This window comes from Thiothrix lacustris DSM 21227, assembly GCF_000621325.1.
Taxonomy (GTDB): Bacteria; Pseudomonadota; Gammaproteobacteria; order Thiotrichales; family Thiotrichaceae; genus Thiothrix; species Thiothrix lacustris.
Window position 1 is genome coordinate 65,829 of sequence record NZ_JHYQ01000003.1, and the last position, 13,752, is coordinate 79,580.

A 13,752-nucleotide genomic window follows, 5' to 3' on the forward strand; every position below is an offset into this window, starting at 1 on the left:
CCTGATTCAGTTCCCGCTAGATGAAATTGATGGGTGTATAGTTATGCCCTGGCAATAAGCTTGCGAGATTCGTGTCACGCAAGTGCTTGCTAGCGATTTCCCCGAAAATATCACGAAAATCGACTGAATGTGCCAGATAGCGCCCTTTGTAGAGTTGTGCCGTTTCCAGCCCTGGCCACTGCCCATACACGCCACTGCGCACCCCACCACCGATAGCGAACCAGCAAGCAGCATTGCCGTGATCAGTGCCTTGGCTGCCGTTTTCTTCAGCGGTACGCCCGAATTCAGTCATGGTCAGGATCATCACATCCTGCATGGCAGTGCCTAAATCGGCGTACAAAGCAGCAATGCCATCCGCGAAGATTTTCAGCATATTGGCTTGATAGCCTACTTGGTTGCCTTGCCCTGTGTGCGTGTCCCAGCCACCGAGATTCACCGTGGCGAGTTCAAGTCCCACGCCTGCTTTGATCAATTGTGCCGCTTGCCGCAATTGCATGCCATAGCTATTGGCAGGATACACTGCCCCATTCGCAGGCTGATAGCCTGTCACATCCAGTTGTTGCACTAGCCCAAGATCAGAGAACAAGGTACGCCCAGCATTCTGAATGCGTACCCCGTTATTGCCGCCCAGATGTGGATTTTGCGCGTAAATCTTTTGCAAACGAGCGGTCATGCGTGGTTCAGCGCTGACTGCCATATCCAAATCGAAGGCGGCGAGATCGTTAAAGGAAGATACTGGCACACTGCCCCGCAAGGATTGTGCAATCTCGGTGCCGAAGCTCACCCCGCGCATTCCGCTGCTATTGCTGGAAGTGTCCAGATGGCGATTCAGCCAGCCATTGCTGCTTTTGCTGATCATGCCGCTTTCAATGAATTGCTCACTATCAAAGTGCGACAGGCTGGCGTTGGGGTAATGGGTTGCCGGAAAGACGGCGACATTACCTTGCTGATACAGCTTGTGTAACGCTGACATGGCGGGGTGTAGTCCGATGAAGCCGTTCAAGTCCAAGGCTCCACCTGCTTGCCCCGCGCGTGGAATGGCAATGGTGGGGCGTAAGCGGTAATACGCTGCCTCCCCGTAAGGCACTGCGACGTTCAAGCCATCGCAGCCGCCGCGCTGGAAAATCACGATCAGGCTTTTCGGCGCTGTTGCTGCCTGAGCGCTGGCAATACCCGGCATTCCATTGGCGAACCACGCGCTACCGGCGACAGTGGATGACAACATATACTTCAAAAAATCACGACGTTGCATAATGTTTTCCCGTCTTATTGGTAGTTGAATTCCGGGTAACTCAGCACCGTACCGATGGTTTCGCGGGTACGCGCCTCGGCATTGCTGGCATTCGGGTTGAAAGCACCTTCCGCATTGAGCACTTCCAGTGCGGTTTGCCATTCTAACTCGGCGTAATAACCGCCAATCGTCCAGTTGAGCAAGTCGCTGGCAATGCTTTCCGCTGTCACTGCCCCGCGTGTGTTGAACAGGTTGGTGGTATCCACGTAAGTGGCACCGCTGCGGGTACTCGTCAACAGGTTGACGAAGCGGACTCGCTCTTGTAATGCGGCGGAACTTACCCAGTCATCACCGGTATCGGAGTAGCCGGTGGGGGCAGGGTATTGATACAAATCCATGCCCATGCGCTTCAGCGCGGCGGGTAGATCGGTGTAAGTGCCTTGCGCGTGGGTAGCTCGCACGCTGGCAGTGACAAACTCCAGCGGTGTTTTGACCTTGCTGTTGATGTTGTCCGCTGCGTAAAACTCTGGCGACGTCAGGATCACCCGCAACACTTGCGCGATTTGATCGGGGGCGCTGGCTTGTGCCAAAAACATGTCTGCACAACGTGCTTGCAGGCTGTTGACCGGCTGATCGCTCACAAACTGCGTAATCAGTTTGGAGCATAGGTAGTTGGCTGTAGCTGGGTGATGCGCCAGAATATCTATCACCCGTTCACCTTCATCCACACCACCTGCGGGAATCGTATTGCCCCAGAACACTTTGGCAACACTGTTGTGTTGTGCTGCATTGAAGAAGAAGCGGTCATTTTGTACTTGCCAGCCGGTGAACACTTCCGCCAGCGTTTCGACTTCTTTCTGGGTGTAACCACCATCCACACCAACGGTATGCAATTCCAGCAATTCACGGGCGTAGTTTTCGTTGGCATTGGCTTTGACGTTTTTCACACTGTCGAGGTAATACAGCATGGCGGGGCTTTTGGCGCTCACTTCCAGCAAGTTGCGGAAGTTACCCAAGGCATTGGCGCGGAAAGCATCATTTTCCGCGAGTTCATACAGCAGCTTGTTGCCGGTTTTACGGAAGTCGGTGTTGAAGTGGTTATCCCAAAACCACGTCATCACTTCCTGTAACTGGCGACGGCTGCCGATCATGCGCTGCAAGGTGGCGGTTTGGAATTCCGCCAGCGTGACAGGGTTAGCATTGGTGATTAAGGTGCTGTCGTCAAGCGCGGTGGGATTCAGTTGTTGCTCCAGAAAAGCGCTAGTACCTTCTTGGGTGACTTCCTGTAACAGTGAATCCGTAATACCAAACGTGGTGCGGCTGAGTAACTGGCGGTTTTCTTCGTGTGCGCCTGCTACATTGAGTGGCAGTGTGTTGGTGCTTTGTTTGCCGCTGGTGTCGGTAGCAAGCAGGGTGACAGTAATTTTGCTGTCTTGGCTGAGAATACCGTTGGGTAAGGCATAAGCCCAGTTGCCTGCCGGTGTTAGTGTCAGGTTTTTCGGGGCTACCAGCACTTTGCCGTTATCTTGTGTGACCGACAGTTGCAAGTTGCTGACATCGGTATCGTCGGTGACGCTGCCTTGCAGTAGGAAGCCGGTTTTTAATACTGTTTCATCGGCGAGGTGCGAACTGATGGTGATGCTGGGGGCTTCCTTGTCGGTGAGTACTTGGTAGCTGCGGGTGATATGGGTGGTATTGCCCGTCGCATCAATTGCCGTGGCGGTAACGGTTAGGGTTTGCCCCGTTTTTAATACGCTGCTGCTAATCGGTAATTTCCAGTTGCCAGTGAGGTTATCCACGGTCGCGGTTTGAGTGGAGGTGAGGCTGCCACTCACGAGATTAATCTCAACCTTATCCAGCTTTTTGTCATCGCTAGCGTTGCCACTGAGTTCAAAGCCGACAGTACCAATATTGGTTTTGCTGGGAGACAGAATTTCAATCATAGGTGGCTTGAGATCCAGCTCGCCTTTGTCGGTGCGACCGATGGCAAAGGTGACTGCGCCTGCGCTGGTGATAATACGGCTGTACAAGTATTGGTTATTGGCAAACGGGTTGAACGCCTTGAATACGTGGCGTGTGCCGTTGTGTAAAGTTTCCAGATCAAAAATGGCTTGCCCGTTGCTATCGGTTATGCCGTTTTTGCGCCAAGTCAGCTTGCCGTCGGGAGAAATTTCATAGGCATCAATACGCTGGTTCGGCATTGCTGCATTGCCGTTATCACGGTCAAGCAGGGTAACGGGTATGGAGCCAACAGGGAAATCAACGCTGTAGGTTTGTGCCGGGAACGGTGCTGTCATGGTTCTGCCGGTGTTATAAGGCGTGGCTGTCAGTACAAAGTTCAAACCCGCTTGTGACAACAGCTCGGAGTCGATGACCGCATTACCTTTGGCATCCGTTTTGGCGGAACTGCGCCAGATGTACGGCCAACTACTGGTATCACCGGCTTTCACTTCGTATAGGGTTATATCTTTGTCCGCTAAGGGGGCTGAGGTAATAGCATTGTAGAGTGTTGCGTCCATGAGGCGTGTGCCTACCATGAAGGTGTATGACCCGGCTTTGTTGATGGTTTGGCTGCTTTTGTAGCGTTGCGTGACTGGGTGCATGGCTTGCAGGAAGAATGTGCGCCCTTTATCCAAGCCCGGCAGGTCGATTTTAAGATTACCTTGCGCATCGGTAGTGGCTTTGTTGAACCAGGTGGTCGTGCCATCTGCCAGGTTTTCGCGGATATGCACGTCTAGGTTGGGCAGTATTGTGCCATTAGCTTGTGTGCCATCCTTGATGCTGATTTGCAAACTGCCTACGCCGAATTCAAACGCGGCACTGTTGGTAATGTCTTTGCTCCATGCGCCAAAGTTGTTGAAGGCGGTGGCTTGCAGGCGGATAGTGCCGCCATTCGCCAATTCCGGTAGGTCGAAGCTGGTGAGTCCGTTGGCATTCGTGGTTTGGCGGGTAATCCATTCCAGTTTGCCGTCTGCCACTACGCGGTAAGCTGTGATGGGGATATTCGCCAGTGTTTTGCCGGTGCTGACATCTTTGAGTGTGACGGGTAACGGTGTGCTGCCGACGACGAAGGTGTAGTCGCCCGCCTGTTGGATGAGCTGGCTGGTTTTCCAACTTTGGTTGAACAGGCTTTTGGCTTTCAGTATGTAGTCATGTTTATCATTTAACTCAAATAAGCTGAGACGTAACAGACCGCTGGCATCGGTGGTGGCTGTATTACGCCAGACTTCTTTGCCATCGGCTGTTTTCTCCGCAAGGGTCACGTTTTGGTTGGCAAACGGTGCGGCAGGCGTTTTTGTGCCATCCATTACCTTGATGCGGACGTTGCCAAGTAAGAAATTTACCGCGCCGGGTGTGCTGAAAACAGGGCTGGCGGCACGAAAGCCGCTGTAAAAACTTGTAAACAGTTGCGTCTTTTCGCCACTGGATAATTCTGGTATGTCAAACGTGGCTTGCCCCTTGGCATCAGTGGTCAGTTCGCTGTGCCATGCTGAAGTACCGTCTTGCTTGATGCGGTAAGCAGTGACTTTTGCATTGGTAAGTACGGCTTTGGTGGCGGCGTCTTTCAAGCTGACTTGCAACAAGGGTGTGCCTACGGTGAACGTGTTTTGTGTGGCTGCTTTAAGTGGTTGACTGTTTTTGTATTTATTATTGAAAGTACTTTTGGCATCGAGGCGGAATTGGCGTTTTGGCGGTAGGTTCAAACGCAATTGACCCCTGCTATCGGTTGTAGCGTTGGCAAACCAAGTCGTACTGCCATCGGTTAGGATTTCGCGCAGTTGCACGGGGTAGTTTGCTAAGGGAGGCAAGGTTGGCTTAACGCCATTCAGCACTTTAACGCTGGTATCACCAACAGCAAACGTGGCATTACCCGGCTTGTCGTAGGTCTGATTCGCGGTGAAATCGTTGAAGACTTTGGCAGATAAGCTAATCGGGTTGGTTTGGCTCAAGTTATCAATATCGAATACTGCCAAGCCGGTGCTGCTGGTTTGTACGTTGTCGACCCAAATGGCTTTGCCTGCTTCTTGGCGGTAGGCTGTCACGCTGACATTGACCAAAGCTTGTTTGGTGAGCGCATCTGTCACTGTAACGTTTAACAGCGGGTTGCCGACGCGAAACGTGAATGTGCCCGTTTTTTCAATGGCCGCACTTTGTTTGGTCTTGCCCGTTTGGGTGTTTTTGGCTTGCAGCACATAACGTTTGCCGCTGCCCAAGCCATCTAGGGCAAAGGCTACTTGCCCGCTGGCATTGGTTTTGGCGACGGTGCGCCACACACTGCTGCCATCTGCCAGAATTTCACGTACATGAACATCACTATTCACCATGGGGACATCGGCTTGGGAACCGTCGATAACCTGCACAGTTAGATTAGGTGTGGTAGCGGTATAGCCGAAGGTAGGCAATAAAGTCGCTAACAACAGCAAGAGCAGGCTTAATCCCTTAGAAAGGCAAGAGCGGTTGGTCATGGTTTATTCTCGCGTTAGTAGGCTGGCATACTATTGGGATCAAGTGCGGTTTTGGTGTCGTCAGCTTGATGCAGTTCGGCGTTCAAGCGTTCGATTTCTTGTTGTTGGGTCGCCAGTTGTTGTTCTAAAGCGGCGACTGAGCTGCTTTGGGTGGCAACTTGTTTGGCGTTTGTGTCTTGGTTGAGAGCATCCAGTTGCTGGGTTTTTTCGGCAAGCTGTTGCTGGCTTTGCTGCAAGCGCTGTTCTGCGTCATTGAGTTTGGCTTGCAAGGTTTCCAGCGCCAGTTGCTGTTGCTGGAGTTGCGCTGGCAGTTGACTGGTCGCGGTATCGTTGGTGACTGGCGGAACAGGTGGGCAAGTGCTTTCGCTGGTGCTGGGGGTGTTGCAGCCAGTTAAGCTTAGGAATATACCAAAGGTTATCAATAGCCGAGGTTTGTAAATTTCCATTAGTTTTTTATATGTTGTTGAAGTCTTTGCTATTAGAGCAAACTTGCAAGGGGATGGGAATAGCTTAAGCTGACATTCATTAGTTTTTCTTATTTATCATCATTTGCTCAAAAAAAAGCCCCAAGGCTGGGGCTTTTTTCTTAGAGGAAGGCTTAACTCATCGCCAGCATCAGCTTGTTCAAGCGATTGACGAAGCCCGCCGGATCATCCAATTGCCCGCCTTCGGCCAGAATCGCCTGATCCAGCAGGATGCTTGACCATTCGCTGAAACGTTCGTCGTCGGTTTCAGCTTCCATGCGTTGGAGCAGGGGATGCGTCGGGTTGATTTCCAACGCAGGTTTGGTATCGGGCATTTCATGGCCAGCCTGCTTCATCAGTTGCTGCATGTAGAGTGCCATATCTTGGTCATTCAACACGATGCAGGATGGGGAAGTGGTCAAACGGTGGGAAACACGTACTTCACCGACCTTTTCGCCCAGTGCTGTTTTAATGTGTTCGACCATATTTTTGGCTTCGGCTTCGACTTTTTCCTGTGCCTTTTTGTCTTCCTCGGTTTCGAGGGCGGACAGGTCAAGCTGGCCTTTGGCGACAGATTGCAGCGATTTGCCTTCAAACTCCATCAAATGCTGTACCAGCCACTCGTCTACGCGGTCAGACAGCAGCAGCACTTCGATGCCTTTTTTGCGGAAGACTTCCAGATGCGGGCTGTTCTTCGCGGCAGTGTGGCTGTCGGCGGTGATGTAGTAGATTTTGTCCTGACCTTCCTTCATGCGGGCGATGTAGTCGGGCAGGGAAACGCTTTGCTCAGCACTGTCATCCAGCGTGGAGGAGAAACGCAGCAGCTTGGCGATTTGCTCGCGGTTGCTGAAGTCTTCGCCGGGGCCTTCTTTCAGCACTTTGCCGAACTCTTTCCAGAATTTCTGGTACTTGTCGGGTTCGTTGGCAATCATGTTTTCCAGCAAGCCGATGACTTTTTTCACCGAGGCATTTTTCATGTTCTCGATGACTTTGTTGCCTTGCAGGATTTCACGCGACACGTTCAGCGGCAGGTCGTTGGAATCCAGCACACCGCGCACGAAACGCAGGTAGCGTGGCATCAGCTTGAATTCCTTGTCTTCCATGATGAAGACGCGCTGCACGTACAGTTTCAGGCCGTGGGTGTTATCGCGGTCAAACAGGTCGAACGGTGCTTTGGCAGGCAGGTAGAGCAGCGAGGTGTATTCGTATTTGCCTTCGACGCGGTTGTGGCTCCACGCCAGCGCGTCTTCCCAGTCGTGGGAAACGTGCTTGTAGAATTCCTGGTATTCCTCTGTCGTGACTTCGGACTTGGGGCGAGTCCACAGTGCGTTGGCTTTGTTGACGGTTTCCCACTCATCCTTGGTTTCACCGGCTTCGGTTTTGTACATGTTCACCGGCAGCGGGATGTGGTCGGAATATTGGCGGATGATATTGCGCAAACGCCAGTCGTCTGCCAGCAGCTTTTCGTCTTCCTTGAGGTGCAGGACGATTTCAGTGCCACGGCTCGCTTTTTCGACTTGTTCCAGTGAGTAACCGGATTGCGCGTCGGATTCCCAGCGTACACCTTCGGAAGCCGCAGCACCGGCACGGCGAGTTGTCAGGGTGACTTTATCCGCAACGATGAAGGAGGCATAAAAACCGACCCCGAACTGCCCGATCATGTGTGAGTCTTTTTTCTCATCGCCGGTCAGTTTGCTGAGGAATTCCTTGGTGCCGGATTTGGCAATTGTACCGATATTGGTGACAACTTCATCGCGGCTCATGCCGATGCCGTTGTCTCGCACGGTGATAGTGCCTTCTTTGCTGTCGAACTCGACTTCTACACGCAGTTCGCTGTCGGTTTCGTAGAGGCTGTCATTGCCAATCGCTTCAAAACGCAGCTTGTCGCAGGCATCCGAACCGTTGGAGATGAGTTCGCGTAGGAAAATTTCCTTATTGGAGTACAGCGAGTGAATCATCAGGTGCAGAAGCTGGTTCACTTCGGTCTGAAATTGCATGTTTTCTTTGTTGGTCGTTGCCGTCATGGGTTGTTATTCCTCACATCTATGTTCATTCAATGTCGGCAAGATGGGGGAGGTATGGCGGGATTTCAAGGGCAATGTGAGGAGCTTATTCAGTTTGTCCCGATTTTTGCTCACATCGTCATGTAATCGATATAAGTGTTGTCAATATTTGGATATTTTTACGTTATTGTTCGACTTTGTTTATGATTGTTGCATAAATTGATCAATGAATATTACGGTAATTTTTGTTTTTAAAATTCATGTTGATTGATTAAAAAAATAGGCATTTTTTTGTTTTTTGTAATACAATCATATGTAGTTTTTATGGGCAAATGGTTTTTTTATTTGATGGCTTTTCGCCAGTAATGGAGTTTTTATGTCTATTAAAGTTATGATGTCCGTCGTTGGTTGCGTGGCTTTCTTGTCAATGTCTGGTTGTGCTTCGGTTGCAGTTGGTAATGCGCCAGATAAAACTCCCCCGAAGTTAATGAAGTCTGAGAATGCGCGTGGTTTGCTTCAAGGTAAGTCTGCTGGTGTGTTGTGGGATAAACCGAGTGCGTTTGGCCCCGTGCCCGCTAATCTTCAAACGGTAGGCAATGCAGCATGTCAGGCGATTGGTTTTGCTAAAGCTTCTGGATACCATCCTTCAGCGCTAGATGTAGAGGGTAAAGCCATTGCGGGTGGTGGCTTCTTCTGCTCTGCTGGCGCAAAACAGTAATATTTTCTTAGACCTAAAGCCCACATCTAAGCATTAGACGCGGGCTTTAGGTTGTTAGTTAGTCATTTGCTCATAAAATAAATCACCTTCCCCTTGGTCACGGAACCATTTGGTGATGATTATTTTTTCACCTTCTTCAACGGGCATACCTTGATGCAGTGTATGACGATTAGGTAGGCCATCTGGATAAATATTGTTCCAAATGACAGCTTGTCCTTGCTTTGGATAAAGGGTGTAATCAAGATAGGGAAAATGAGTTCCCCCTCCCTTCGCTACATCATTTAAGTAAATCATGAACGTCCATGTTCTTTGCCCTTTTTGTGAGGTGAAGGCATAGTGTTCTGGGGCATCTTTTACAAAATAGTCATGGTGTGCTTTTAGTTCTTTTCCTAACGCATAGCGTTGAGCCTGAATGTCTTCTGAGTAAGGCAGGCATATACCTAAAGTACGTGCTATTTTTTCATCAATATAATCAACGAAAGGGTCATCACTCTTGCGTAGGTGGCAAGTCATACTGGTACGAAAGGTTTTGTCGCCATCATCGTGTGATACTTGTGATGGGGCAAGATTTTCAGCTGTTAGTGCAATAACCCGTTCGCATTCTGCAACGGTAAAAAAATTATCGAGCGTGTACAGTTGTATGATATCGGTGTTGAGACGTTGTGCCCCTAATGCTGCACCACGTGCCTCCATTACTTGGGAAAGTGTTTGATAATCAATGTTTGTATTGGCTTGGATGGGTTGTGTTTCAATACCTTTTGGGTAGGCACTCCCCATCATCTGTTGCAGTGTTTCGGCATCAAAGCCATTCTCACGCATCTTTTTGTATAAATCGTTTGGACTGACTTTCCGTGACAGATTGGTATCTAACCAATCTTGCCATTCTTGATCCTTTATAGTAAACATAACGACTCCATTTTTAGCCCATCAATAAAGAATTAGGATTTTAATGGCTTAAGTAACTATTTTCTATGGCATACATCAATATATTGTTATATTAATCAGGCATGACAATAAAGGTATTCTCGCCTTGTGGAAAAACTTGTGTCTGGATCACTCTTTTTGTGGGTGATTTTGTTTGAGAGGGTGCAGAGCCTACAACGAAAGTATTTTCATTAAGCGGAATAACAGTAGCAGTAGCAGGCTGCCGAAGGCTCGGTTGAATAATAGTTGGTGATATCACCTGTATTGGCATTGTTGGTTTTTGGGGTGGATTATTAGACTTATTGTTATGCCTCCTTTCTTTCTGAATATTCAGGGATGTATCGGTCTGGATAACTAAGTCAGCTGATCGTTGGTTGATATTGCGTGGGTAAGATGATGATGTTGTTTCAACCAATTGATTTTCTTCTGTTGATCTAACAGCTACTGGTAAATTTGCTGGTTGTGTAGCAAATGGTGGTTTACTGATTTGCTGATTTATTTTCTGACGAATAGGTTCTTCTGCTGATTTTTTGGCAGTGATTTGTTTTTTTATTGATTGCGTTGGTGGTGTCTGCATAACGTTGAGTGAAGGTGCCACTACACTAGGTTTGATGGTATTTTTTGCTTCTAAATGGTGGGTTTGTGTGGTGTCAGTCTTCGTGCTGTTTTCTGCTTGGTTATGAAATTTATAGATACCAATGAGTAAAACTAGCAGTGTTAGTGATGAAGCAATGTTTCTAAAACTAATAGGGGTAGTTTTATCGTTATTAGTAATGGGATTTTGGCTGTCTGTCGGAATGCTAGTGAATGCATGAACGAGTTCATAGGGAGACATCTGACGTTTCTGCCATTCCAATGATAAGCCGCGCTGCAAACTTATTTGTGATTCTGAATTTAAGTTGGCAGGTACGGATGGCTTTTTTTTCTGGTGGTAGGCTTCTAATGTACTTAGCGTCGTAAAAGGAGGTCGGCCATAAAGAATATGATAAGCAATACAGGCGATTGCGAAGGTATCATCTTGAGGGGTTGGGATATTTCCCATGGATACCTGAGGGCTGCAATACGCAGAATTTAACTGAAGTTCATGTTTGATCAGATCATTGTTTTTAAAAAGAATAATGAGGGACATGACCACAGGAGCATTTAAGATTTTATAGTGGTCTTCTTGACATAAAATGGCACCTGGTTCAATGAAGCCAAAACCGCCTTTAGGGCAGATATCCTTAACCGCTTGTAAAATATTGATTAATGATGGTTGTACAGTGTCGGTGCTCGGTTGGCTATTGCTTGCATGTCTCTGATTTATGTTATTTATTAGCAGTTCCCCGCAAGGTTCATCCAACACAATCCAGTATACCCCTTGATATTCGTGGGCATCAGCAATATTGAGAGGGGCGTTTTCCTGAGCAAATCTCGCCATGACGCTTGTAATGACATCAGAAAATCCGGGATAAGCAAAGATCTTCGGTTCTACTGCGAATATTAGTACCTGTCGTGGGGCTTCATCCTCAACCTCACTGATGAAGTCATGGGCACGGAACAATTTCCCCAGCGTGGTGGTCGACAACAAATCACCGAGTTCGTAGCGATCTGCAATCATGAGATTAGGCTTGGTTGTCATGTGTAGTAATGGTTCCAAGTATATTATTCACAGAATAAAATGTGGTGTAAGGCATAGGTGCTTATAGAAATTATATAGAAACAAAAGCTTTTTTTTATGGGAGAATCACACTATAATATTAATTTATTATGATAGTGATTATCTACATAGTAAACGGTTTATTTTTTCCGATTAAAATGATCTAAAGAGGCTTCAATATGAACGTGATCAAGAAACTTTCCATGTCTGCAATGGTTGCAGTAGCACTGGCCGGTGGGGTATCTACCTCAGCTTTTGCTGAGTTATCGGGTACTGAACTGAGCAGTGCGAATAATGTCGTACTGAATGCTGCTAAAGTGGCTGCACAAAATGCTGCTTCGGCAAATCTCGCGGGGGAGGCTGCGGCTTCTGCTATTTCTCAAGCGGCATATAGTGCTGCGGCAACTATTCCTGGTTTGACTGGTAGCCAGTTGGCTTCACTGGTTGCTTCATCAACGTTGCAAGCAGCAGCAGCAGCGAATATTGCTGGCGTAACTGCTACAATGGCAGCCGCACAAGCAGCGACTGTTACTGGTGTTGCGGCTGGTACTGCTATTTCCGTGATTCCAGCGGTTGCAGCAGCAGGTGGTTCTATTCTTGCTGGTGGTAGCTTTAGCGTGTTAGCAATTGCTGGTGCTGGTTTAGCAGCGGCAGTTGTTGCTTCTAAGAGTGATAGTTCTAGCACAACAACACCAACTCCTACAGGTGGTACAACTACAGGTGGTACAACTACAGGTGGTACAACTACAGGTGGTACAACTACAGGTGGTACAACTACAGGTGGTACAACTACAGGTGGTACAACTGCAGGTGGTACAACTACAGGTGGTACACCATCACCATCACCAACACCATCACCAACACCAACACCAACTCCGGTTAGTGGTGGTTAATCCTCAGTTCTTCGTGAACTGAAGCAAAAAGCCCTCATTTTGAGGGCTTTTTGTTGGATTGATATAAAAATATACCACCTAGAAATGCGAAGAAGATGCTGTTAGCAGGCGTATGAAAGTTAAAATCTGTCAAGCCATGCAAAGCCAATAATAAAATACTAATACCGGCGGAGATTTGCATGAAGTAAAAATATCCCCAAGCATCCCTGCTTTTGCGTTGTTGATAGAGTTTGAACCAACCAACGGCATACAAGGCTAAAAACAGCACCATGATAATCCCACCCAATAGCCCTGTTTCTAGCAGAAACTCTAAGTAATCGTTATGAGCATGATTAATAAATACTGGCATTTCCGGTGGTTGGAATGCCATAAAAACTGACTGGAATGTACCAGGCCCGCTGCCGAAAGGAAAAAAATGCTTGGTAGCTTGCCAAGTTTGATCGAAAATTTCCCATCTTAAATCTTCAACAGGATCCACAGCAAACCGATTTAGCACAGGTATTAGCCCAATATTGGAAGCAATGCCTATTGCAATCACCGTGATGCTGGCACCGAATCCTAACGCACGTTTACCACCAATGTGCCGAGCAAATAAGAAGGAACAAAGTAATAGTGCCAACATCACCAGTGCAACGCCTGTTCTTGAGCGGGCAAAAATCCCCCCCAGAATCAACACTAAACTCACCGTGAAAAAAATCAAGGTTTGGTTAAAATGTTGCTGATTATCATGATCTTCGTGTTTTTTGTGACGAAAACTATAAGCCGTTAAACCCAAAGCAATCGGAATAGCCATCTCCAATAACCCAGAGAAATGGTCACGATTAGGGTAGGTACCTGTTGCAACATTTTTACTGGCTGTGAGCTCCCACCAAAAAGCCCATTCAGCACCACTACCGTACTGGATCAAGCCTAATGACGCTTGAAAAGTCGCTACCCCCAGAAAGACATATACCAGTCGTATCACATAATGTTTCGGGAGTAACAACGTGGCCATGAAAATCCCGATGACCGGCAGCAGGGCAAGTAATGCGGTTAAGGTTCGTGAAGGTATCAGCGATAGTGGTAGGTAATTGACAGCCATGCCTGCATCAGTGAGTACGGCTACACTTTCTAGATACAAGGATCGCCCCGGCAATTGTAACGACAAACCAGTCGGTAATGGCATTAAGTAAAGCAGCGGCAGTAATAAGCCACTGATGATTAACGCCCATGCCAAGGCCGGTATAGACTTTTTCGGGTGCGGATACCACAGGGACACTATCAGTAAGATCACACCTAATATTTCTAAGATCATTAACGCGGATGCCATCCTACCGCCCCGCATTAATGGCGCAAAGCACAGGATGGCAACACTTAGCGTGAAGAGCACTTGTTGATGAAGTGAGGCAGAATTGTTTGAAGAATCGCTACGCAT

General features: G+C 48.2%; 9 protein-coding genes. 2 read left to right on the plus strand and 7 right to left on the minus strand.

The features are described from left to right. Positions 1–16: 16 nt before the first annotated feature. The 4 genes from Q394_RS18895 to htpG form a co-directional block, all read right to left on the minus strand. Positions 17–1,252 carry a DUF1501 domain-containing protein gene (locus Q394_RS18895; protein ID WP_051542671.1) on the minus strand — a complete coding sequence of 412 codons (1,236 nt, stop codon included), beginning with the start codon at positions 1,250–1,252 and terminating at the stop codon, positions 17–19. 14 nt (positions 1,253–1,266) lie between these two features. Further along, a complete protein-coding gene (locus Q394_RS21250; RefSeq protein WP_084260325.1) occupies positions 1,267–5,697 on the minus strand; it encodes a DUF1800 family protein in 4,431 nt (1,476 codons plus the stop codon). Positions 5,698–5,711: 14 nt separating this feature from the next. Then, the gene (locus Q394_RS0103015; protein WP_028487977.1) at positions 5,712–6,143 is read right to left on the minus strand and encodes a hypothetical protein; all 432 of its coding nucleotides are present in this window, start codon (positions 6,141–6,143) and stop codon (positions 5,712–5,714) included. Between the two features lie 152 nt (positions 6,144–6,295). Beyond that, positions 6,296–8,185: a molecular chaperone HtpG gene (htpG, locus tag Q394_RS0103020; protein ID WP_028487978.1), complete on the minus strand. Its 1,890-nt coding sequence runs from the start codon at positions 8,183–8,185 to the stop codon at positions 6,296–6,298. Positions 8,186–8,540: 355 nt separating this feature from the next. Between htpG and Q394_RS0103025 the strand changes: the two genes are divergently transcribed. Then, positions 8,541–8,882, plus strand: a complete 342-nt coding sequence (locus Q394_RS0103025) for a hypothetical protein (RefSeq protein WP_028487979.1) — start codon at positions 8,541–8,543, stop codon at positions 8,880–8,882. A 54-nt stretch (positions 8,883–8,936) separates the two neighbouring features. Here the strand turns inward: Q394_RS0103025 and Q394_RS18905 are convergent, their stop codons facing one another. Together Q394_RS18905 and Q394_RS0103035 are read right to left on the minus strand one after the other, a co-directional pair. Then, on the minus strand, positions 8,937–9,788 hold the full coding sequence (locus tag Q394_RS18905) for a prolyl hydroxylase family protein (protein ID WP_051542677.1): 852 nt from the start codon (positions 9,786–9,788) through the stop codon (positions 8,937–8,939). A gap of 91 nt (positions 9,789–9,879) precedes the next feature. Then, entirely contained in the window at positions 9,880–11,427 is a 1,548-nt protein-coding gene (locus Q394_RS0103035; protein WP_028487980.1) for a serine/threonine-protein kinase, read from the minus strand. A 197-nt stretch (positions 11,428–11,624) separates the two neighbouring features. On the opposite strand from Q394_RS0103035, the gene Q394_RS22245 reads away from it, so the two are divergent. Then, positions 11,625–12,338 (plus strand): hypothetical protein, encoded by a 714-nt coding sequence (locus tag Q394_RS22245; protein ID WP_051542679.1) that lies wholly within the window; start codon positions 11,625–11,627, stop codon positions 12,336–12,338. 34 nt (positions 12,339–12,372) lie between these two features. Here the strand turns inward: Q394_RS22245 and Q394_RS0103045 are convergent, their stop codons facing one another. After that, complete coding sequence (locus Q394_RS0103045) at positions 12,373–13,752, minus strand: O-antigen ligase family protein (protein WP_084260326.1); 1,380 nt, start codon at positions 13,750–13,752, stop codon at positions 12,373–12,375.

What these genes read in the sequence shown, in the direction of transcription:
- Q394_RS18895 (WP_051542671.1), bottom strand. Translation starts at nt 1,252, where the DNA reads ATGCAACGTCGTGATTTTTTGAAGTATATGTTGTCATCCACTGTCGCC.
- Q394_RS21250 (WP_084260325.1), bottom strand. Translation starts at nt 5,697, where the DNA reads ATGACCAACCGCTCTTGCCTTTCTAAGGGATTAAGCCTGCTCTTGCTG.
- Q394_RS0103015 (WP_028487977.1), bottom strand. Translation starts at nt 6,143, where the DNA reads ATGGAAATTTACAAACCTCGGCTATTGATAACCTTTGGTATATTCCTA.
- htpG (WP_028487978.1), bottom strand. Translation starts at nt 8,185, where the DNA reads ATGACGGCAACGACCAACAAAGAAAACATGCAATTTCAGACCGAAGTG.
- Q394_RS0103025 (WP_028487979.1), top strand. Translation starts at nt 8,541, where the DNA reads ATGTCTATTAAAGTTATGATGTCCGTCGTTGGTTGCGTGGCTTTCTTG.
- Q394_RS18905 (WP_051542677.1), bottom strand. Translation starts at nt 9,788, where the DNA reads ATGTTTACTATAAAGGATCAAGAATGGCAAGATTGGTTAGATACCAAT.
- Q394_RS0103035 (WP_028487980.1), bottom strand. Translation starts at nt 11,427, where the DNA reads ATGACAACCAAGCCTAATCTCATGATTGCAGATCGCTACGAACTCGGT.
- Q394_RS22245 (WP_051542679.1), top strand. Translation starts at nt 11,625, where the DNA reads ATGAACGTGATCAAGAAACTTTCCATGTCTGCAATGGTTGCAGTAGCA.
- Q394_RS0103045 (WP_084260326.1), bottom strand. Translation starts at nt 13,752, where the DNA reads ATGCGTAGCGATTCTTCAAACAATTCTGCCTCACTTCATCAACAAGTG.